Origin of the sequence: Nitrospira japonica (assembly GCF_900169565.1) — a bacterium.
Classification (GTDB): domain Bacteria; phylum Nitrospirota; class Nitrospiria; order Nitrospirales; family Nitrospiraceae; genus Nitrospira_C; species Nitrospira_C japonica_A.
The window spans coordinates 286,186-307,012 of sequence record NZ_LT828648.1; the positions used below are offsets into that span (position 1 = coordinate 286,186).

At 56.5% G+C, this 20,827-nt stretch carries 21 protein-coding genes and 1 tRNA gene; 5 read left to right on the forward strand and 17 right to left on the reverse strand.

Annotated features, from left to right (window positions below; genetic code table 11):
* Window positions 1-68 precede the first annotated feature (68 nt).
* On the reverse strand, window positions 69-440 hold the full coding sequence (locus NSJP_RS01330; RefSeq protein ID WP_080885145.1) for a hypothetical protein: 372 nt from the start codon (window positions 438-440) through the stop codon (window positions 69-71).
* Window positions 441-1,246: 806 nt separating this feature from the next.
* Here NSJP_RS01330 and NSJP_RS19095 point away from each other — a divergent pair.
* On the forward strand, window positions 1,247-1,489 hold the full coding sequence (locus NSJP_RS19095; RefSeq protein WP_155969751.1) for a hypothetical protein: 243 nt from the start codon (window positions 1,247-1,249) through the stop codon (window positions 1,487-1,489).
* A gap of 300 nt (window positions 1,490-1,789) precedes the next feature.
* On the opposite strand, the gene NSJP_RS01340 is transcribed toward NSJP_RS19095, so the two are convergent.
* Both NSJP_RS01340 and NSJP_RS01345 read right to left on the reverse strand, forming a co-directional pair.
* Window positions 1,790-3,352, reverse strand: coding sequence for a DUF1254 domain-containing protein (locus NSJP_RS01340; protein ID WP_407938663.1), 1,563 nt, complete (start codon window positions 3,350-3,352; stop codon window positions 1,790-1,792).
* Between the two features lie 165 nt (window positions 3,353-3,517).
* Window positions 3,518-4,060, reverse strand: a complete 543-nt coding sequence (locus NSJP_RS01345) for a hypothetical protein (protein WP_080885148.1) — start codon at window positions 4,058-4,060, stop codon at window positions 3,518-3,520.
* Between the two features lie 137 nt (window positions 4,061-4,197).
* On the opposite strand from NSJP_RS01345, the gene NSJP_RS01350 reads away from it, so the two are divergent.
* Entirely contained in the window at window positions 4,198-5,241 is a 1,044-nt protein-coding gene (locus NSJP_RS01350; protein ID WP_080885149.1) for an AraC family transcriptional regulator, read from the forward strand.
* A 373-nt stretch (window positions 5,242-5,614) separates the two neighbouring features.
* Here the strand turns inward: NSJP_RS01350 and NSJP_RS01355 are convergent, their stop codons facing one another.
* The 6 genes from NSJP_RS01355 to NSJP_RS19960 form a co-directional block, all read right to left on the reverse strand.
* Complete coding sequence (locus tag NSJP_RS01355) at window positions 5,615-7,657, reverse strand: c-type cytochrome (protein WP_155969753.1); 2,043 nt, start codon at window positions 7,655-7,657, stop codon at window positions 5,615-5,617.
* A 613-nt stretch (window positions 7,658-8,270) separates the two neighbouring features.
* A complete protein-coding gene (locus tag NSJP_RS19445; RefSeq protein ID WP_172834079.1) occupies window positions 8,271-8,426 on the reverse strand; it encodes a hypothetical protein in 156 nt (51 codons plus the stop codon).
* A 31-nt stretch (window positions 8,427-8,457) separates the two neighbouring features.
* Complete coding sequence (locus NSJP_RS01365) at window positions 8,458-8,961, reverse strand: DUF6538 domain-containing protein (protein ID WP_080885151.1); 504 nt, start codon at window positions 8,959-8,961, stop codon at window positions 8,458-8,460.
* A gap of 343 nt (window positions 8,962-9,304) precedes the next feature.
* Entirely contained in the window at window positions 9,305-12,094 is a 2,790-nt protein-coding gene (locus NSJP_RS01370; protein ID WP_080885152.1) for a DUF7948 domain-containing protein, read from the reverse strand.
* Between the two features lie 151 nt (window positions 12,095-12,245).
* Window positions 12,246-12,437: a hypothetical protein gene (locus tag NSJP_RS01375; RefSeq protein WP_155969755.1), complete on the reverse strand. Its 192-nt coding sequence runs from the start codon at window positions 12,435-12,437 to the stop codon at window positions 12,246-12,248.
* A gap of 282 nt (window positions 12,438-12,719) precedes the next feature.
* A complete protein-coding gene (locus NSJP_RS19960; protein WP_080885154.1) occupies window positions 12,720-12,926 on the reverse strand; it encodes a response regulator transcription factor in 207 nt (68 codons plus the stop codon).
* Window positions 12,927-13,373: 447 nt separating this feature from the next.
* Between NSJP_RS19960 and NSJP_RS01385 the strand changes: the two genes are divergently transcribed.
* Complete coding sequence (locus tag NSJP_RS01385; protein WP_172834081.1) at window positions 13,374-14,219, forward strand: response regulator transcription factor; 846 nt, start codon at window positions 13,374-13,376, stop codon at window positions 14,217-14,219.
* A gap of 204 nt (window positions 14,220-14,423) precedes the next feature.
* Here NSJP_RS01385 and NSJP_RS01390 read toward each other — a convergent pair.
* Window positions 14,424-14,501 (reverse strand) — tRNA-Glu (locus tag NSJP_RS01390).
* Between the two features lie 142 nt (window positions 14,502-14,643).
* Between NSJP_RS01390 and NSJP_RS01395 the strand changes: the two genes are divergently transcribed.
* Together NSJP_RS01395 and NSJP_RS01400 are read left to right on the forward strand one after the other, a co-directional pair.
* Window positions 14,644-15,135 carry a hypothetical protein gene (locus tag NSJP_RS01395; RefSeq protein WP_080885156.1) on the forward strand — a complete coding sequence of 164 codons (492 nt, stop codon included), beginning with the start codon at window positions 14,644-14,646 and terminating at the stop codon, window positions 15,133-15,135.
* A complete protein-coding gene (locus tag NSJP_RS01400) occupies window positions 15,132-15,695 on the forward strand; it encodes a hypothetical protein (RefSeq protein ID WP_080885157.1) in 564 nt (187 codons plus the stop codon). The genes NSJP_RS01395 and NSJP_RS01400 overlap by 4 nt, the downstream gene beginning before the upstream one ends.
* A gap of 22 nt (window positions 15,696-15,717) precedes the next feature.
* Here the strand turns inward: NSJP_RS01400 and NSJP_RS01405 are convergent, their stop codons facing one another.
* The 7 genes from NSJP_RS01405 to NSJP_RS01435 all read right to left on the reverse strand — a co-directional run bounded on the left by NSJP_RS01405 (window position 15,718) and on the right by NSJP_RS01435 (window position 20,808).
* Window positions 15,718-15,942, reverse strand: coding sequence for a hypothetical protein (locus tag NSJP_RS01405; protein WP_080885158.1), 225 nt, complete (start codon window positions 15,940-15,942; stop codon window positions 15,718-15,720).
* A 34-nt stretch (window positions 15,943-15,976) separates the two neighbouring features.
* Entirely contained in the window at window positions 15,977-16,684 is a 708-nt protein-coding gene (locus NSJP_RS01410) for a MarR family winged helix-turn-helix transcriptional regulator (RefSeq protein ID WP_080885159.1), read from the reverse strand.
* 103 nt (window positions 16,685-16,787) lie between these two features.
* A complete protein-coding gene (locus NSJP_RS01415; protein WP_080885160.1) occupies window positions 16,788-17,180 on the reverse strand; it encodes a hypothetical protein in 393 nt (130 codons plus the stop codon).
* A gap of 24 nt (window positions 17,181-17,204) precedes the next feature.
* On the reverse strand, window positions 17,205-17,849 hold the full coding sequence (locus tag NSJP_RS01420; protein WP_080885161.1) for an ABC-type transport auxiliary lipoprotein family protein: 645 nt from the start codon (window positions 17,847-17,849) through the stop codon (window positions 17,205-17,207).
* The gene (locus NSJP_RS01425) at window positions 17,846-18,859 is read right to left on the reverse strand and encodes an MlaD family protein (RefSeq protein ID WP_080885162.1); all 1,014 of its coding nucleotides are present in this window, start codon (window positions 18,857-18,859) and stop codon (window positions 17,846-17,848) included. The genes NSJP_RS01420 and NSJP_RS01425 overlap by 4 nt, the downstream gene beginning before the upstream one ends.
* A 35-nt stretch (window positions 18,860-18,894) precedes the next feature.
* Window positions 18,895-19,653 carry an ABC transporter ATP-binding protein gene (locus tag NSJP_RS01430; RefSeq protein WP_080885163.1) on the reverse strand — a complete coding sequence of 253 codons (759 nt, stop codon included), beginning with the start codon at window positions 19,651-19,653 and terminating at the stop codon, window positions 18,895-18,897.
* Window positions 19,654-19,668: 15 nt separating this feature from the next.
* On the reverse strand, window positions 19,669-20,808 hold the full coding sequence (locus tag NSJP_RS01435) for an ABC transporter permease (protein WP_407938642.1): 1,140 nt from the start codon (window positions 20,806-20,808) through the stop codon (window positions 19,669-19,671).
* Window positions 20,809-20,827 lie beyond the last annotated feature (19 nt).

Sequence of the window (20,827 nt, forward strand, 5' to 3'; positions counted from 1 at the left end):
CCGTTCGCGCTGCAAAGGATCTGTGAAGCCGGTGCAGAATGTCCTCAGCCAGTCATGCCGAATCATGTCTACCGTGCCGCTTTCTGGCGCTCGAGCGCCTGCTGAACGTACAGCTCCAAGTCACACGTGGAGACCTTGACCAAGGAGAGGAGGTCCACCACAAAGTGCCCATCCGCCACCTCCGATACTCGAGACTCCGCGATTCCCGCCGCCTCCTCTGCCCGTGGAAGAAAGATCAACAGCGTCAGTGACATTCCTTCACGTACCGGTTGTGTGCCTGTGAGGTCGAGTCGCCCCAACCCACCGCCTATGAGCACTGCGTCGCCCATGACCAAGGTGCCGCGATCGATCCCGGAATACATCACCCGCAACTCGTCCGCATTCGACAGCCCCGATACGGGGTGTTCCGAGACATTTACCCATACGTTCTCGTTTTCCATCTTTCCTCCTTGTTTCAGATCTGTTCGGCCGTTCCACAATCCATCGATTGCCTGATCCAAGCGTATCGTGGCCTCCCGTCAGTCGATATACCGAAAAGGCATGGAGTCTTCCCCCTCGGATGAGTGGTGATCTTGAGTCGCATTTCGCGCACGTTTTCAGAAAGTAGCCCGAGGAACTGCCCGAACAGGCTTCCGGTCAGGCCCCCTCCTTCGAGATACCCACTCCGAGGCATGTGCAAACTCTCCGCATTCGCTATGCTTCACCTGTCAGGCATTGATCAACCAAGGAGGGTTCAAAGGTGCATACTCAGAGCAACGGACTACGTGAGAGACTGGCAACCCTTTCAAGCAAGGAACTGATGGATGCGTTAATGGCAGCGGACATGCCAATGGGAGGGACGAACGCACAGCGGATTGACCGACTCCTCTCGATTGCTTCCCCGGTGGATGTGTCGCAGTTTCTCCCTTCATGACGGTGGAAATATCCGGTTATTCCTCGAAAGGTTCGACTTGCACTCACCGACATTTCAAGCGTAGGGTTCTGTCTAGCAACCATGAACCCACCACACGATGAAGCACAAAAGAACGCTTCCCACATCGTCGTAGCCTATGGGAGGATCTTGGAGGATAGTCCGACCTCCCTTACGATTCTCTTTCGTCCTGAATCAGACTTGCCGTATCCGAAATCAATAATCAGATCAGCTCTCGAACTACTCTTGCTCACGATAAGGGATGCTGAAACGCGAAAAAGCCTAGAAGCCTGCGATGTCTTACTAAATCGGTTCCTCCCCCAAGACGAGTACTGTGTGGCCTACCAGCAACGAGCAGGATTGGCGCAGGCGGTTGAACGGTTCAAGCCCGGTGTATCGGTCGATATCACCTTCTTGAAACCACTCGTCACCGAAGGAGCGACAAAGGAAGGTGAAGAGCGACTAGCCCAAATTGTTGAACAGTGGAAACGCGAATGTGATCGGACGGTGCTACGACACCAAGAGATCAGAAGGGACGTCGAGCTTGTTCAAAAATCAGGGGAAAAGAGAGGAGAATGAAGCAACGGAGTGGGATCACTTCTTGACTGTTCGGATAATGTATCTTCGTAACCGCCTCCCATCTTCCTGCCGTCAATGCCGTTGAACCCAGAGATGAGTTTCGAGGTACTGCTTCAGCTCTTGGTGGGTCGTGCAAAGGCTTTGGTGTCCCCAACGGGATTCGAGGGCTTTTGCAATGCCTCCCGTCTTTCCTGGAGTATTGTATTTCGAGGTCTTGTGAAGGCAGCCTAAATCCAAAAGCAGTCTATTTGCGCCGTCGAAACTCAATTGGCGAGGGCTGATCCGATAGAGCTGGACAAGTTACTTGACTACCTCGATCTCGCTCGGCTGCCAGCTCTTGTCGAAAAACGATTCCGCCGGAAAGTAGAGACGCAGGATCACGAACCAGCCCTTATCTCGGGTCGTCTGTATCCAATTACCCTCCTTTGCATCGGCCGGCTTTGAGGGACCGAAATAGACTGTCGTTGAGCCGTCTGAATTTGCCACCGCCGCTGGTGACGGGTACGTCTGACTACCCGCGCGCGGTGAGCGCTGTGGAGTTTGTAACATGGAGCGGGTTTGATTGTCATACACGGTGAACGACCAGAATCTACCGGCCGGGATGTCTTTCGGCAATGTCACACGGTATGTCTTGCCGCCATCAAAGGGATTACCGGTGGCATCCGCGAAGGTCATTAGATACTGGGAACCGGCATTGGTTAACCGCATGATCATGCCCGGTGAGTCCATCGTGTAGGCGTAATAGAACGCGGTCCGCGAGTCGAGGGTCCGCGCCCCTGTTGCTGGTAAGGGCATGATCCCGTCCTTCGTGACAAGCGGAGGCGGTGTTTGAAAGTCGAACCCGCCCTGCCACAGCATGTTGGACCACTTCGATCGTGGATAATAGGCCCAACCGGGGTAATCAGCTGCCCGAAAGTTCAGCACCCGCCCGGCCGCGTTACCAACGGCCGCGGCGTCGGTAAGGATTTTCTTCATTCGCGCGTCCGGCTTGAAGGGCTTGCCCTTGACGATGCCGATGGCTGCGAGTTGGCCCGAAAGCTCGACGTTGAAAGATGTTGCCGGCTCCATCTGCACCAGCTCATTGACCATCTCGAAGTAGGACAAGTCGTTTGGAGGAATAGTGTTGAACGATTTCCCACTGGCCTCGACAAACTTCGTTGGCGGGATGGATTGGTTGGCGCGCCCCGGCCTGACTTTACCCTCGAGGATTGCGGCCATGCTCGTGCCGAAGCCTCCGGGGATATACGGATAGATCTTCAGCGACTTCTTGATCGAGGCGACGGCAGGTTTGGGATTGTTGTTGTCCATGAACGCACGCACAGCGTAGAGCACATGCATGGTTTTCGAGTGGCCCACGTGGAACCCGCTCTCCGGAAGCGTCCCGTCATACCCTGGCGGCACAATGAGATACTTGCCTCCTTCGCCGCGATCGGGGCCAGGAAAGCCGATGTCGATGATCCAGCTGAACCACATGTCATTGATCGTGCCGAGCACCGCTGGTGGCGCCTCGATCACCAACGGACCGTTCGTGAGATCGAGAGCCGCAAGCGTGTAAATCGTGTCGGCATTAGCGGTCAGAAAGAGAGAGTTCGAATCCATTAACTCAGAAAAGATGACAACCGTGTTGTCTTCGGCTCCGATGCTCTGGAAACCCTTGCGAAGTGCATATGCCGATGCACCCGAGAAACTATTCATGAACGCGTCAAGTGCTCGCACGTAGTCCAAGTTGTTCTTGACCTTCTCCACGGTGGCATCAGTCGGCGCGCCGTCCCTGAATTCGAGCGCGCCGATGTGGGTCTCGACCCTGTCCGGCGTGGTGACGGACGTGGGAATGTTTTGCGCCTGAGCGGTCGTGAGGGTCATGGTGCCGGCGAGCACGCCCGCGATGAGATGCGGTTTGCGCCTGCGTATCATCACGCAGCTCCTTTCTGTTCTCTCCGTTCGTTAATTAGACGTGCTTCACACTTCGAAACTGTCCAGATTCCCTCTTCCCTCGCAGTTTCGACTTCGGCCGCAGTGTTGAAGTCATCAAAGTGGGCGCGCTGCCCTTCGAATGCCGGCGAACGCATAACAGAGTCCGATCACATAGACGACGATGCTGAGACCCTGCGCTGCAAGCCATGCGTTCTTTCCCGCTTGTACCGGCTGAAAATAGAAATTCGGCCAAAAATAATTACAGATGACAAAGCCTGCAGCGGCGCTCACGAGTGTAGCGATAAGGCCATAGGCGCAGAGCATAGGCGCAGTACTCTCGTGGCTGGAAATAGTCATTGACTCGCCCTGTCTGGTTATTGCCAGATAAACCAATCCAATGGCGATCATGCCGAGGCCCCCAGTCTTGAGCGTCAACTCGGCCAGAATCGCCGGACAGCCCCACCACAACGTCACATTTTCTAGAAAATCTGCCCCAACATTTCCGGTTTGAGCCCCGGCCATGTAGTGTAGGATCGGGACGAAGCCGGTCAGGAATCCAGTGATGAACAGGCCGAGCCCCCAACGAATAAATCTCCAGCTTAGTTCACTGGGGGTAACGGCGGCTTTGCTGCCCATAGCTATCGCCGCGCTTCTCATATGCATTCCCTCCTATCGCGAGAGTAACCACAGGACCGACGTCAGCAAGGGATAGTATTCTTTGCCATGCAAAGGTATCAAGGCGCCCTACGCATTAATTGCCATTTCACGACATTGTTTGTTAGGGTTCGCTCCCTATGAACGGCGGCCATCGGATGTGCGAGTTGGGGAGCTTCGTTCCCTATCTGCTGTCAAAGGGGGAACAGCCAGGAAAAGTACTCAAGAAGGTGGGCTTCCCCACCCATTTACTTCTTGATCCGGATGCATGGGTCCCTCGGGAACTATTTCTTACCCTCGTCAATGCTCTGTCATCCACGACCGGCGATCCACACTGCGGCATCCACGTTGGTGAAATGGAGTCTTTCGTACAGTTTGATGCCTTTGGAACGGCCATTCTCAATGCTCCGACGCTGCGGACAGCGATTAACGTGGCTTGTCGCCGAATCACACTTATTCAGACGGGTACTGAGATTCGCTTGAGCGAATATCGCCGCACAGCACGCCTGAGTTACTCGCTTCTCGGACGGACAGGGGAAAATCCGGCGCAGTACTTCCAAGGCGTCCTTGTGTTTTTTCAAAACATTCTCGCTCTGACCGGCCAACCGGCCGTCGTCGATGTCGCATTCGATCACGTACCGTGCCGAAAATCAGATGAGCTGGAACGGGTGTTTGGACCGCGGTTGGTCTTCCGCGCGGGAGAGAACGCTGTAGTGTTCGATCGCGGGCTCCTCGACTTACCACTGCAATTCAGCAAAACTGCGATTCAGATCCTTCCTGATAGGCCGGTTGAGGAAGAAGTCGTTCGAGCGGTGCTCAGCAACATGTCGGATCAGTTGGTCTACGAAACACCCAGTCTCGAAACTACGGCCGGCGTTTTAGGCCTTCATCCCCGTACGCTCGAACGACGTCTTACTGGATGGGGCATCCCATTTGAATCTCTGCTCGATGACTTCCGCCGAAACCGCAGTCTTCAACTCATCCACGAGGGGACACACACCCTGACCGACATTGCTTTCTTAGTCGGGTACTCAGATGCGGCGCATTTCACACGGGCATTCCGACGATGGACCGGCAGGCCGCCTCGAGACTATGTCAGGGGTCTACGGCTGAGTCGTGAGTTTAGTACGCCTAGACCACCCCAACGACATTCTTCCCATGTTGTCATTGCCGCTGACGGTTAGTTCGACGAAGTAACCGGATCACGACGCCCAATCTAGTGATTCTATGGATGCATGAGGCAACTCATCGCGGCACGCGCCCAGATAAGGAGCATTACCGGTAACGGTAAGGGCAATCAATGTTGCCTGAGAACAGGCGAATAACAGGCTGCGATCGGGCGCCCACGAGTCGGGGGAAAGGTCAGAAAACAGCTGACCCCAAAAACGAAGAAATGTGCTGAGGTACAAACGCGTCGCCCGCGAGGTGTACACCCCCAGCCCGCGGTTACCGAAGTTTCCAAGCCTGGAATACAAACCACGACAGGGAGCGTCACCGGTAACGAAAAGGCGATTCAATGCAGTCTGAGAACCGACAAGAAACAGACCTGGGATGACGCTATTGACAGCCTGGACGATCGCTATCGTTTACCCAAAACGTGTACTTCTCGCAATCGTCGGCTGCCGGAGGACGCGCCGCTGGAATCTGCTTCGACACTGGGGGTAAGGTTCGTAGATAGGCAATGATGGCGCGGAGGTCGACCTCGTCCCAATTCGACGCAAAATCCCAGATCATGCCCTGCCAGTGAAGCGTGCGGCCGTCGGGGGTCACTCCGCTGCGGATGGCACGAGCGATCTCCCGATCGCTCCACGCACCAATTCCGGTCGTGCGGTCCGAGGTGATGTTCCTGGTCCATAAGGTACCAAAGGCTTTCCAGCTAATCTTGAGCCCGCCGTAGCCTTCCGGACGGTGGCAGAATGCGCACGAGGCGACGGTGAAGAGCAGGCGCCCGCGCGTGACCAATGTGGCCTGTTCTGGAGACGGAAGCGCGTTGACGTTGGGAGTTGGAATACGATCCAAAACCTGACGAGCGACCCGTTCAGGGGGCAGGAAACCGACAGCGGGAAGGTGATACACCAACCAGCCGAGCAGGAAGCTTGCAAGAATGACGAAGACGATTCCGGCTCTCTTCCACCCGTGTCCAAGCTCTCGTGGCCCGTCACGCATTTCAGCGAAGCCGAATGCCACGATGCCCAGGATCAGGATGACCCATTGGGTGTTGATGAGAGCGGCTTGTGGCCAACCACGCGCAGCGACGTCTCCAGTTTGTCCGAAGTTGCCTTCAACGAATGTCAGGACGGCTGGTGGAAACGCGGGCCATCGAGGATCCTTAAGTTTCATGCCGAACGTTTCTAAGACGCCGTAATGCAGCGGAGGGGGGATCCGGCTCGTGACTGGCGGCAGTGATTTCAAAAAACTGGCAATCGCGTTGGCATCCTCATCGGGCAAGGCGTGCAGAAAATTCCACGGCATGTCGAGGACATTCAGAATCCGATCTGGGGTATGGCCGTTTCTCAAAGCCTCAATAATTTGCCCGTTGCTCCATGCACCCAGTCCGGTCGTGCGATCGCCGGTCAGGTTCCGGCTGACCAGATGCCCATGTGCACCCACGTCAACCCGCATCCCACCAGCTAAATAAAAGTCATCGCTCCTATAGATGCCAGTCCGGTTGATCTGTGTGTGGCACAGGCCGCACATCTGAGCATGAACCAAGTACGCCCCACGTTTGATCGGATCGGCGGACTGTCCGGGCCCATCGAGAACTCCCCCCGGTTCCCAGGGGGCCGTACGTGCTAGCGAAAGGACATAGTTGACGACGTCCCAACGCTGCGTCGGGCTTAACACGGTTTCAAATGCGGGCATAGGACTCGGCGCCAGTCCTATGGTAATCCGCAACCAAATTTGCTCCGGATTAAGACCTCCACGAAATGTCCACGGCGCGGAGAGGTCGCGCGACATGATCGTATGGCCGTTCGTATCTTTCATCGGAATCAGGCCCCGTCCTTGGGGGCCATGGCAGACGCTACATCCAGCTCCGACAAAGTATGCCTTCCCACGTTCCAGGCTGGCCGCATCGCCTGGGACCTGAGGCGAGATCTGAAGCGGTTGAGGCGGGGTCTTCTGAAAGACCGGAGACAGCGTCTTGATGTGAGCCACGACTTCGCGGATCTCTTGTTCCGTTAACAGATCTCGCCAGTACGGCATGGCACTTGCGGTCAGCCCGTTCGTCACGACGCGAACCAAATCCTCGTCGGTTGGCGGTTGTCCAGGCGGCGTCGACTTGTACTTGAATTGGCCTTGAGTGAAATCGCGTGGGTGGGGAATTAGCGAAGGGGCGGCCGGTCCGTTCCCTCGACCGTCCGGCCCATGACAGACCGCGCATCGCTGGGCGTAGATCCTTGGGCCGGGTGGCGTGTCAGGGGGTAGGCCGGTGCCTGGTGGCCAAACAAGGTCAGCATAGTGAGCCGGATCCGGTTGCCACAACTCAACGGGATCAGCATAACCGATTCGAGCGTACAGCGAACGCGTGACGTCTAGAAGGAGGAGGAGTCCGAGCGTGACCAGTACAACACGTTTCCGCGAAAGCGACATCCAGCCCATGAGCTGAAAACCTCGCAGGAACTTTGTTGCCAATATATTCTGAGCTCGGGAAAGAATCCCTGTCAACTGGAGCGAACAGGATCAGTGTGCGATGCTTCCGAGGATGCTGGCCCCGTGTGGCTAGACCCCAGATCGGAACCTTCAAATGCCGTGTGTGCAGGCCTATCGTCTAGTGCCGAGGTCGGTTCGTGGGCAACCCTCCACATAAAGTGCATGACGTTTCCGTCCTTGTCGGTACGCGTAAATACAGAGGCGCAACTCCTCCGCGAGTTCCTCTGGTGTCGACATCTCTCCACAAATGAAAGTGGTTGGGGATTTATTTGTCCGGACCATCCACAGGTTGTCTATCGACCCCCTTCAATTCGCCAGCCGTTCCCCAACCGATTTCTAGGGCTGTCAGGGTTGAGAGCATTCCCCGGTCCCAAGGGATTGTTGAGCGAATCGGGAGACAGCGGACTCCCATACCGGCCAAGCGGATTATTGATCGAATCCGGATCCAGGGTGTTAGTGCTCAACTTCCCACGGTAATGACCTTCCCGGTCGTACAACCGTGGCGCATCGGTGGCCAAAGGATTGGTCGCCGAATAGGGACTGATCGGGCTTCCATATGGGCTTAGCTCATTTCTGAGACTGGTCGGGCTGAGCGCGCCGTGAGGGCCGACGTCGTTGAAGATGGAGCTTGGATCAGTGGATTGTCGCTCAGATCGCCGAGGTATTCAGCGTGAGCAAGAGGCGCCAGCCAGACGAAGGCCACGACGAGTATCCACATGGGGCACCTCCTGGCGAATGCGGACATGATCCTACGAGGTTGTCGCTATCACCGTCACTACGAGTTGGCTGACCAGTTTTTCCATCGGCCACTTCCGCACGTCAACTAAGCCGGCCATCAGGAGTGCGTCCGCCTCCTTCTCGATCTTGCGGTAGTCGTTGCCAAGTAAGGCTTCGTGAGCCTCATCCGACATGATGTCCGGGCACGCTACATAGTCGTCCCGCTGTTGGTCAGAGATGGGACCAGCCAGTACCCGGCAGTCCTCAGCATAGTCCAACTCCGACTCCAGCCAGTGGGAGACGAGGATGTCCCGTTCTTCGTTGGTCATACGGTCCCCATACTTCTTCAGGGTGACAAAGAGTCGCTTGGTCTGAGCCTCGAACTGCGCGGAGCGTGCGGAGGCCTCGTCCTGATCAGCCGTTCTGAGGCTTCTCCAGACTTCTACACGACCCTTGAAATGCTGTCGAAGCTTTCGAGGAATGTGAACGCGACGATAGAACGTTGGACGGGAGGAATGCCGAAAAACTGTAGACATAGAACCCCCCAAACACCGTAGCTCATGTGGATAAGAGCTACAATTCCGTGAGGGATCTGCGTGCGAATCGTCTCTGCTGGAGCGTATTTTGTGAGCTTTCTGGTGTCCCCAACGGGATTGGAGGGCTTTTGTAACGGTCCTGATCGCTCATGGGGTATCTCTTTCCGGGGGTTTGTGAATGCGGCATGAACTGCGATTTACGACTTTCCAGAATCCAACATCAGACGACCTAACCTCACAAGAAAACTCGTCCTCCGTGGAGTGAGGGCTACCAATATATTGGCAACCCTCACTCCACTGGCATTCGATTTAGCACCTTACTATCTCTTAAGGCCCACTTCCGTCACGGAGCAAACGTTCCAACAAACGCCGCAGGACGGTCTGTGGCATCAAAATAGAGCCGGAGCCCCACCGCATTATTATGACTGCCTCCGGGCCCGGAACACTTGGTAGAGTCGGGGTTGGTTCCGATCCGCGCAGAGACCTTCAGGCTCAGAACATCGGTGGTCCCATTGAAACTCACTGCAGGGAATGCGGGAAAAGCGACACCGACCGCTGTCGCGAGATTCTCATTTCGCGTCACACCGGTAATACAGCGCGTCAGCCCTTCAACCACTAGAGTCGCGTTCTTGTATACCTCGGCGCGCACATCAAATTGAGTGCCTTGATCGTCGCTATTCTTGAGCCCCACCCATACTTGAAGAGCGCTGAGTGTCGTGAGGTTTCCGTTGTTTGGCGTCGGGAGACTGGTAGCCCATGTACCAATTTCTTTCCAAAGATTGCCCCCATTGAACTTAAGACCGGCTGAATCCCGATACTTGGGAGCCGTCGCGGTAGGGGCAGTGGCATTCACAAAGAGGGTTGGCGGATTAGCGTTCGGGCCATTCCCGTGCAAGAAATAGTCGGCTATTTCAGGCGGAACTGCTGTAGCAATCTTGGCTACAAAACCGTCTTCAAGTCCACCGCCATAAGTGGGCTGGAGCGGGGTATGCGTCGTGAAGTCGCTTGCTCGAGTAACACCCGTTACATAGACATTCTCTTGGGAATCTACGGTAATCCCTAACCCACCACTAACGCCTGTGCTCCCTGTGAAAACCGTGAGGCTCAAGAGGTTGCTTCCGTTGGCATCAAGCTTTGCAACAATGACATGGTTGAAGGGAGCGCCTAGTGAGCAGCGGTCAATCTGCAACGGATGCGAGAAGTCAGGGATACGACATGAGTTTGTTGGGCCGGTGAGGTAAATGCGATCCGCCGGATCCAATGCGACGACCGAACCAAAATCGTCACCAACGCCTCCGAATAGAGTGGAGAAAATCAACGCGGTTCCCGTTGAATTGATCTTTGTGACGAAGTAATCGTGAGCGGCGAGCGTTGATTGGAATGGAGTACCGGCCAGCGGGAAAGTCGATGATCCGGTGACGCCTGATACGACAGCATTTTCTGCGCTATCCAATGCCAGTCCTGCCGCTAATTCATCACTGCTGCCACCTAGATAGGTTGAATAGATTAGCTGTGTGCCTGTAGGGTTTAGCTTTGCTACGATTGCATCAACGAGGCCTCCAAACGTCGGCTGAAAAGAAGTAAGCGCAGAGATCGAGCTTCCCGCCGTGCCGGGAAAATCACTCGAGAATGATCGACCAGCAACATGGGCATTTCCTGATGAATCCACACGGACCTTTGCAAGTTCATCTCTATCATTTCCTCCCAAGTATGTGGCATAGACGATTTGTGAGGAAGAGATGTCTAACTTCGCGAGAAAGCCATCCTGCACACCTCCACCATAAATGGACTGAGCAGAGCTGGGTGTAACACCCGGGAGGCTGGTCGAATTCGTATTTCCCGCGAGATGAACAATTGAACCGCTTGCATCGACGGCGATTGACCTCGGGTTCTCTTGACCAGAACTTCCATAGAAAGTCGAATACAATAAAGTTGACGCGTTAGAATCAAATTTTGAGATGAACGCGTCGGCGCTACCGCCGTGAACAGGTTGAAGCGCCCCAGGTGTGATGGGAAATGTTGATCCACTTGTGCTTCCGGTCAACCATACATTTCCTGCGCCATCAAGAGCTACAGCAGGCGTATTGTCACTAAAGGTCCCCCCTAAATAGGTCCAAACAAGCAAAGAGCCGCTTGGACTCACTTTCAGAAGAAACACGTCAAGCGAACCGTTGTAACTCGAGTCATAAGGTATCCCGACGACAGGTAAAGTAAGTGCGCTAAAGGCATGTCCGACGACCCACGCATCACCAGAGGAATCGACGGCAACATCGTGGGCATTGTCAATTCCTAATCCTCCTATGAAAGACGAGTAGATTATTACAGGGTCGATCACAATTGTCATGTTTGTGTCATACGCTGCGAGTTGGATGCCAACCTCGCTCTCTGAACTGGTGGAAATTATGTAGTTCGCCTCTACAAGTGTCTTATGTCCATCCGCTCCTAGCTGGTACACAACCGGTTTCTGCAGCTTTACTTCCCCGAGTGCCGTGGTCAGCAACAGATCTCCGCTCTTGGCCAAGTGAACATTCGAGTTGCCTTTGAACGCCAGCCTAATCTGAGTCGGATCGGCCCCTGGAGATACAATGAAATCGTATTCAAGCCGACCTTGGTTGCCGTAATAGGCGACGTCGATGCCCGGATACACATCCTTGTAATGCACCTGTGCGTAGGTCGGAATCTTTGTGTGCCACTTAGTGGGATCGGGGCCAATGAAGTAGTTGACGATCCCGGGTAGTTGGTCCAATCCTTCGATCGCTGGATTTGGGTTAACTCCCTCTAATGCCATCCGCACGATGCTCTGCTTGATGGGTGCAGACTCCGTCTTCATGCCGAGATCATCTGTATTCGTCAGTGGCTCACGTTGCTGAAGCACCATCACAGATTCGGTTGGGGTGAGGAATAAGGTGTAGCCGTTTCCGCGGGAGATGAATTTTACGGAATCATCCGTCTGACCCTGATTGGCTTCAAAACTCAAAGGTGCCTTCATAAGAGGGGCAATTACTTGCGCGCTATTCAATGGAGGGTTCATTGACGGCGGATGACTAGCCGCTTCGCAGATTAGGGGAGTTATCCAACCGATTACCAGGACTGTCACGACCCCAAGTTGCCTTGCTCCCTGCAAGTTTCTCATGATTGCTCCTTTGGTTATGTGCGATCTCTCATAGATCCGCACGTTCTGCAAGGACTAGCTAACATGGTAGAAAAAAGGCTGACGCACCCGAGTTCGGGGAGGTCAGCCTTCGTGCCGCCAGTTGGGCTTTGCCAACTACGTGTCGATCTGGCTACGCTCTGTGGATTGCCACATGTTGTTGGAACGCCGCTTGCTGATGCGGGTTCAGTTCCTGATTCACCGACATGCCTTGGACTCCACCTTGTGTGAATCGAATAGTCACCGTGCCGGTATAGCCATGCTCAGAAAGCTTACGGAGCGTTTGCTCGGCCCATTGCATCGTCGGCTTCACATCTCCCATCATCCTCCTCCATACGAAGCGGAGTGAAAACTCTTACCCGTCGGAATTAGGCTGTAACTCCAGATCTCCAGGTTGAGCACTGGCTCCACGTATGTCGAATTCAATCTAAGCGTTTCGTGTTTGTCATGGGGAATGACAAAGGGTAACGCGGTTCCTGCAGGATCACGTGCAGGGCCTCAGTCACTGTATTACGCTAAATCGTGCGTATCATGCGAAGGAATGAGGCTCTATTTCTATGCGCCATCCGGCGTAGGTAGAATAATTTATTTGCTGCAGGCTGTATCCTCATAAATGGAGGTGCTTTCCATCCTGATGGATGAAGACGATGGCTTCCGCTCGCGTCTGTACCCCTAGGCATTGATAAATTCGCTGCAAGTGCTTCTGAACTGTCCTCGGACTGATTGACTCCTTTTCGGCAATTTCCTTGTTTGACATGCCGTGAATAAGCCATTTGAGAATCTCTTGTTCCCGCTTGGTTAAATCATTACCCATTGGTCAGGCCATTTATCCCTTACAGGAAACCGACTGTACTCGTAAGAGATACCATGGCTCCATACGTCACCAGGCGTAAATACTTATACCTATACAATGATGATGCATGCCTATTTGCATTTCCTCGTAGGATTCAGGACAATGCGCGGCACGCTGCTCCAGGCATAACCAAGGGAATGCTTGGTGAATAGGCTCACCCACCACTCCACAAGGCAGGCGCTAGAGTTTCTTCGCGAGCTATATGTTCTTCGCTCGTGGGACGCCCTTACCACACATATCGTGGAATCGATTCCGACACTAATCCCGACTGGTATTTGCTCCTACAACGAAATGAGCTCTCGCCGTCGACACGCCACGTACAAGATGTGGCCCGCAAACCGAACGATGATTCCTGATGCTCCGGAGATCTTGGGGCTATATTCTCACCAACATCCTTTAGTAACGCACATGGAGCGCACCAAAGATTTCAGATCTCAAAAAATCACGGACTTTCTTTCTCAGCGACAATTCCGCACAACAGAGCTCTTTAACGAGCTATATCGACCGCTACAGATTCCCTACAACATGGCAGCTGGTCTCGCATTGGACCGCAATTGTCTCGTTGCTCTTGCCCTCAATCGTGATGGAAAAGATTTTACGCCTGACGAGTTGGCTATCCTGGAACTTCTCCGACCACATGTGCGGCAGGCATTTGCAAACGCCAGCACCGTCACCAGCATGCTCGAGGAATTATCAGCACTCAATCGAGCGATGGAGGAGATCGATCGTGCGCTTCTCGCCTTTACGGAGGAAGGACGGATTCAATGGGCTACGAGTCGAACCCGGCGAATGATGAAAGAATACGGATTTCCTTGCCAACGCCCTTCAAAATGGCTACCAAGTCCTCTGCGCGAATGGACAAAAAGCGCACTCGAGAAATTGAATCGTTCGAGCGACTTCCCGTCTGCTCTCCAACCCCTCATCATCGCCAAAGGTGATCGCAGTCTGATCATTCGGTTGGTGCGGGACGGCATCAGATTGCTGCTATTTTTCGATGAGGTTAGCGCAGAGTGCAGCGTGGAAGAACTCGAGTCACTCGGACTAAGTCGTCGTGAGACAGAGATTTTGTCTTGGGTGGTTCAGGGGAAAACCAATCCCGAGATCGGAGCGATTCTGAGCATCAGCTCCCGGACCGTCCAGAAGCACCTAGAACACATTTATAACAGGCTAGGGGTAGAGAACCGACATGCGGCAATTATCACGTCAATGGCAGTGCTGCGGCGAGAACGCGCCGGCTGTATCGCAGGCAGGTGACCTTCTCATGAGCAGAATGTTCGCCACACATTGGCGACTCTACCGTACTAAGAGGCACTATTTACTATTGATAATTTCACAACGGGTGCCTATCCGCTGGGACGAGGACCAAGCTCGAAAATCCCAGAGTAAATACCGTCCAGACAGGTGGTTCTGATTTTGCTGCGGAGAGGAAAAGCTTTTTGCAGACTACGTATTTCTACCTGGTGTCCCCAACGGGATTCGAACCCGTGTTGCCGGCTTGAAAGGCCGGCGTCCTAGGCCAGGCTAGACGATGGGGACCCGAGTGGCAGGCTACCGAGAGACTGGACTCTTATCACACTCTGGGCCGACCTGTCACTAGACGATCGCTCCAGGTCGCGTTTTGCCGTGCATCTGGGGTAGGATGAGCATTCGGCTTGCCGCCTGGATGAAGGAGTATGACATGACCCCTCTCCCGCGACGTACCGCGTGGACCATTGTGCTGGTTCTGCTCAGCAGCTTATGGCTGAGCCACTGCGCACACGACACCTATCAAGAACGCGCCGATCTCATCAAGGACCATACGGAAGCCTTCTACAATCACTTGAAAGCCAACCGGATCGAGGCGGCCATCCGTGAGAACGAACAGATCGAAGCTATGGCCAGCCGGATGGGAGAAACGGTCAGGAAGCAGGCGGCGAAGCAAGGTACGACCCATGTGGAACGCGAATTTGCGCTCATGAAGACCGCCAGTGAGACGGCCGCCACCAACTGGCTTGCCCTGGGCCAGTATTTTGCCATCAAGAAGCAGTACCCGCAGGCCCGCGCCACGTATCAACGCATCATCGACACCTATACCAACCCGACCGACCGACCATATCGGGAACAGGCGGCTCGCGCCCTGGCGGATTTGGACATTCTCAATCCTCCGGCCGCATCTCCCGTAAACCCGTGACCGAGCGGCCGTCCACCCACCGCTCCGGTTTCATCCTGCTCGGTCTCGTCCTACTCTCGTCGCCGGGCTGCCTCCACAACATTCACGTGACCCCCTTGCCTCAGACGGAAGCCCAGACCACGATTCCCGCCTCGGCCCAGGTCGTGGTTCCGTTCCTCGCATTGGAAGGGGCCGATCACATGCCAGGAATCGGATCGCTGGACTGGCCGGTCAAGGATTTCCATGCCGCGGCCATCGATTATTTCGCCAAGCGACGGACGTTCCTTTCCGTCGGCGACGAACCCGCCGCTCTCACACTCACCATCAAGGCTTGGTTGACCATGAGGTCGCGGAGCTCGTACGTGTACAAGCTGCGGTTGGAATCAGATCTCGGTCCGGCTGGCGAACCCCCGACCAGTTCCTATCTCTCGGAGAAAACTGCGATCGGATCGAGCGTCCGTTGGGTCACGGCGTCGGACAGGGACCCCATCCAACGGGCGGTTCAGGAAGCGTTGGATGATTTGGCGCAACAAATCGAGGCGGACGCCAGGCTGCATGAAAGCAAGAAAAGCAAGAATTAGACGGGAATCGTGCTAAGGCGCGTCAGCGGGGTCGCCGGGCTCGGAAAATGAGCCAGGTGGCGGCGCTGCCGATTAGTGCACCGGATACCAACAAGGCGAGCGCGATTACCGGCGTGGCCAGTTGCCATGAGAAGCGTTCGCGGCGGCGAAGCTCGCGGCTCAGGTTGGGAACGTGGGTTTCCGCTCCCAGCCACGTCTCCGGGGACGCGGATTGCCGGGCTTTTGACAGAGAGATCGGGTCGCTCATCTCTTCCCTTGGCAGATGCCTGGTTCGCAAGGAATCAGCTGGTCGCCGTCTGCTCTCCGGCAAAGAGAGCCCAGGCGTCGCGTGCCTGATCGGGAACCGCCGCTTCATACTCTCCGCAATCGAGTCTGAGCGACACGTCGCCGAATGGCGCATTGACGTAAGAACAGTGGTGCGGCCGGTCCGGATCCGGATATCGGTTGGGTTGGAAATATCGGCAGGACACGCACATGCGAGCCACCGAGATTTCCCCTTTGTTCTGCAGCGTCCGAATGACCTTGACGAGAGCCTTCAGCAACGACGCTTGTTCCGCCGCAGGCAGCAAGCCGATTGCCATGGTCAGGTGATCAGGCGCTCCGGCGGTCGGACCACAGGCCCGCAAGCCGCGAGCGGTCAGCTCAACGGTCACGACCCGGCCGTCCTGCATGGTTCGGCGCCGGCGCACCAATCGTTTGCGTTCGAGCGTCGCCACCGCCTCCGACGCAGTCGGGAGTCGCACGACGAGTTCATTGGCAATCGTGGAGACCTGAGCGGTTCGTCCCGGTTTGGAGCGAAGCAGCGTGAGAATCTGCCGCTGCAGCGGACCCAGCCCAGGCCGGCCCTCGCGCCTCCAGCTGCGGCTTTTCATCGCCAGGCCGATTTTTTCAAATCCGGACGCCAACTGCACCACCATCGGTTCGGACGGTGTCGGAGTCGCCTCGGATGAAGGCTGGGCAGCCGGATCGATCATGTGCAATTCAGACATGGGGATTACACCAGCTCACATGCAGTTCGCGGGCAGTCTAGTGTGGAATTGAGGCTTTCGTCAACAGTCTGTCTCGTGCTGCGAATATTCAGATCGTCTCCCCTTACTCACATCCAACCCGATACCCATCCAGAATCGTCCCCTTCTCATCGGCAAAAAAATGCAGTTGGCAATTGAGGTTACTCCCATAGAGGGGAAACAAATTATACTCGTCCGCCTGGCCCGGCATCCGGTCGATGGCGAAATCCCACACCATTTCGGTTCTGCCGTCCGGAAGCTCGTGGGGATGAAGATTCGGCGGTCCCAATTCGAGATACAGCTTCTGCCGATCCCCTCCGATCCATCGATTCACCACGTCGTCCCAGGTCTGATACGGCCCGGATACATCCCGTTTGGCTTTGTCGGCCGCACATCCGGTCTGTAACAGAGTCAGGCATCCCGCCATCATCACTCCGAGCACCAGGGTGTTCCGTTTCAGCATCTTCTTGTCATCCATACGAAGAGCCTGCTCCCAACCGACTCATCGGGAGCGGGGGGAAGGCTCCAATGACACCCCGTCGAGATCCCGATCGAAGTCGATCAACACTTGCCGCGCCGCCTGGGACAGTCCCGCCGCCAACGCATCGGGAGCCCGGCCGGCAAGCGGCACCTCCTGACGGTAGCTGCGACGGAAGAGTACGGTCTCGTCCTTTCGGTCGTCGATCAGCAGCATTATCTCCACCCCGAGCACTGCTTGCGGCGATCCGCCGGACCGGTAGTCGCCATAGAATTCAGTGACGGTCGCATCCAACACATGCGTCGGCTCGACATGATTCATTCCGGTCAACACGAACCGAAACCGGTTCGACTTCGACAACCACCCCTGGACCTGTTGGGTCAGCAGGACACTCGGCGATACCAGCCATTCGTTGTAGAAATCATTGTCGTACTGCAACTCCCCCACCCGATACACCATGGCTCGACCGGCGAACAACGGCGAGACCCGAAACCGGCTGACCCTCAGAACGGCGGACCCGGCCGTGGGAGTCGGTTGGTGATCGGACCCGACGTCCAATGCGAACGACCGCTTCTCCGGATAGCTCTTGTTCAGATTGACGCAGCCGCCGAGCATCAGCGGAACGATCACGGCGCAGAGCACTTTCGTCTTCACGTCCCGAGCGGTCATCGCGGCACCGTCTGGGAGCGCGGCGGCGGTTCACCGAAGAGCACCTGTGACGGGTATTGCTCTATCGTCTTCGTGAGATACCGCAGCTCTTCGGACACGGAGCGCAGGTTCTCAAAGACATCGTCGACCTTTTCTCCCTGGCCGACGAGCAGCGCGTCGACCCGACGTACGCTTCTATTAACCCGCGCCATGAGATCCGGGAGTTGCTCGGTCGCGAGACGGACCGTCTTGGCCGTGTGGCTGAGGTCGTCGGCGGTCCGGTGGAAATCCTCCAGCGTCTTCGCGACATGCGGGCTGTCGAGCACTCGTCGCGCGTCTTGAACCGTGGCACGCAACTCCGTCATGACCAGTTTGGCTTCCGCCCCCAATTGTTCCGCCTGCACGTCCTTTACCAACCGCGTGACCGACAGGATCATGGCGTCCAGATCCTTGGTCACCTTCTCGAACTCGACTTGATCCAGTTTTCTTGCAATCGACCGGAGGTCGGTGCCCAGCTCCGAGATCGTGCTCGGAGCGGACGGAATATACGGTGTCTTCGGCGTCCACGCGATCGCCATGGGAGGATAGCGCTCGGGGTCGAGAAACTCCGACTCGATGTACAGGACCCCGGTGATACCCTGCGACGCCAACCGGAAGCGGAATCCCGCGTCGGCCGCGATCTTCATGATCGTCTTTTCGTCTTCCTCCGGCGAGCGCACCACGACGCTGGGACGGACGGACATCCTCACCACCACGACACCCTTGAATGGAAACTTTCCCTGGGTGTTCATGGGCAGATCGTATTCTTCCCGAGCCAGATGGATGGACTCGACCCGTCCGACCGGAACCCCGTGGATACGCACCGGGGCGCCGACTTCCAGTCCCTGCACCGACTCGATGAAGTACGTCTCCACCATCGTCTTGGCTTCGAACCATTTGCCGGCTCCCAAAAGAATGACGGCAAAAACGGCCAGACTGACCGCGCCGATGACGAACAAGCCGATCTTGAAGTACCGCGCTTTCTGACTCACGCTATCCCGATCGACCTCCGTACCAGGCGCTCAGCCTATACTGCGGCTTCGCGGTTGAAAAACTGCCGCACCCACGGGTTGTCCGAATGATCGCGCAACTCCTGCGGCTTGCCTTCGGCGATGATGCCTTTCGTTCTCTTGTCCAGCATGATGACGCGGTCAGCGATCGTGTCGATGCTGGCAAGCTCGTGCGTCACGACGACAAAGGTGATACGGAGCGCGCGCGCGAGACCGACGATCAGATGATCGAGTTCGGCCGACGTGACGGGGTCCAAGCCGGCCGAGGGTTCGTCCAGAAACAGGATCGGCGGATCCAACGCCATGGCTCGCGCGATGGCGGCCCGCTTTCTCATGCCTCCGCTGATCTCATCCGGCAGCTTGTAGGCCGCCGCTCCCAGGCCGACCAGTTGCAATTTCATCATGGCCACCCGGTCCATCGCCTCGTCCGGCATGTCGGTGTACTCCTCCAGCGGCAAGCGGACGTTTTCGAGAAGACTCATCGATCCGAACAAGGCGCCTTGTTGATACATCACGCCGATCCCGGTCAGGATCTTGAGCCGTTCGGGTCCTTCCGCGCTTGCGATGTCCCGCCCCTCAATGAGGATCGATCCCTGCACCGGGCGGTGCAGCCCGATCATATGCTTCAACAGAGTGCTCTTGCCGCAGCCGGACCCGCCGAGGATCACGAACACTTCTCCCGGATACACGTCAAACGTCAGATCGTCGAGCACGACCACGTCTCCGTAGCCCGCCGTCACATGCGCCACCCGGATGATCGGCCGCCGGCCGGACATACCCATACGCCGTACTCAAACGCCGAGATAGTAGAACACCACGGCAAATACGCCGTCGACGATCGTAATCAGCACGAGTCCGCTCACCACGGCCCTGGTCGTCGATTCTCCTACGGCGCTGGCCCCGCTTCTCGTCTGCAGTCCGCGCAGGCAGCCGATCGCCGCCACGACGATGCCGAACACGAACGCCTTGCTGAGCCCGCCGATCATATCGCTGACGGTCACGGCGGATTCCACTTGAATGACGTAGGTCACGAACGGAAACCCCAGCGACCGCATCACGACCGCTCCCCCGATGAGACCCAAAAATCCCGCCCAGATCGCCAGCAGAGGGGTCATGACGACGGCCGCGAGCACACGCGGCACCACCAGGAAGTCGACCGGCTCCAATCCCATGGTGACCAGGGCGTCGAGTTCCTCGCTGACTTTCATGGTACCCAGTTCGGCGGCGAAGGCGGACCCGGAGCGTCCGGCCAGAATGATCGCGGTCAACAACGGGCCTAGTTCGCGAAGCATCGAGAGACCGATCAAATTGGCGACATAGATATCCGCGCCGAACTCGCGCATCGGGATGGCGGACTGAAAGGCCATGATCAACCCCAGGAGAAAACCCAGCAGCGCCACGATCGGCAATGCATTGACGCCCGCCAGTTCTGCCGTCAGGAACACGTCCCTCCAGCGTACGAGTCCGGGGCGCAGAGCGGCCCGCCCGAGCGCCGCGCACAGTTCGCCCACGAATGCGATCAAGGCCACGACATCGCGGCAGAGCGTGACGGTGGCACGGCCGATCTGTTCGACAGACGACCATCCGGGCGACGCGGACTCGGGGCTCGAACGATCCGAACGGCCGTACAAATCGAGAAGCGATTGAGCCGCGGCATTGAGAGACCGGATCTCATAGGATCCGCGGGATTCCAGTTGGCGCCGCTGGAGTTCCAACAAGAGAGCCGCGCCCGCCCCGTCGCAATAGGTCAACCGGGCGGCATCGACGATGACACGTCTGGGATTTGACCGGCTCAAGGCATCGAGCGCGATTCGCCAGGCCCGTCCGGTGGTATGGGTGTCGAGCGGGCCGTCGATGAACAACACGAGTCCGCCGTCGGCGTCGGAATTCGCCTGAAGGACGACCTGAGCGGTCTCGGCGGAGGCCATCACACGCGCTTCTCCGGCCATG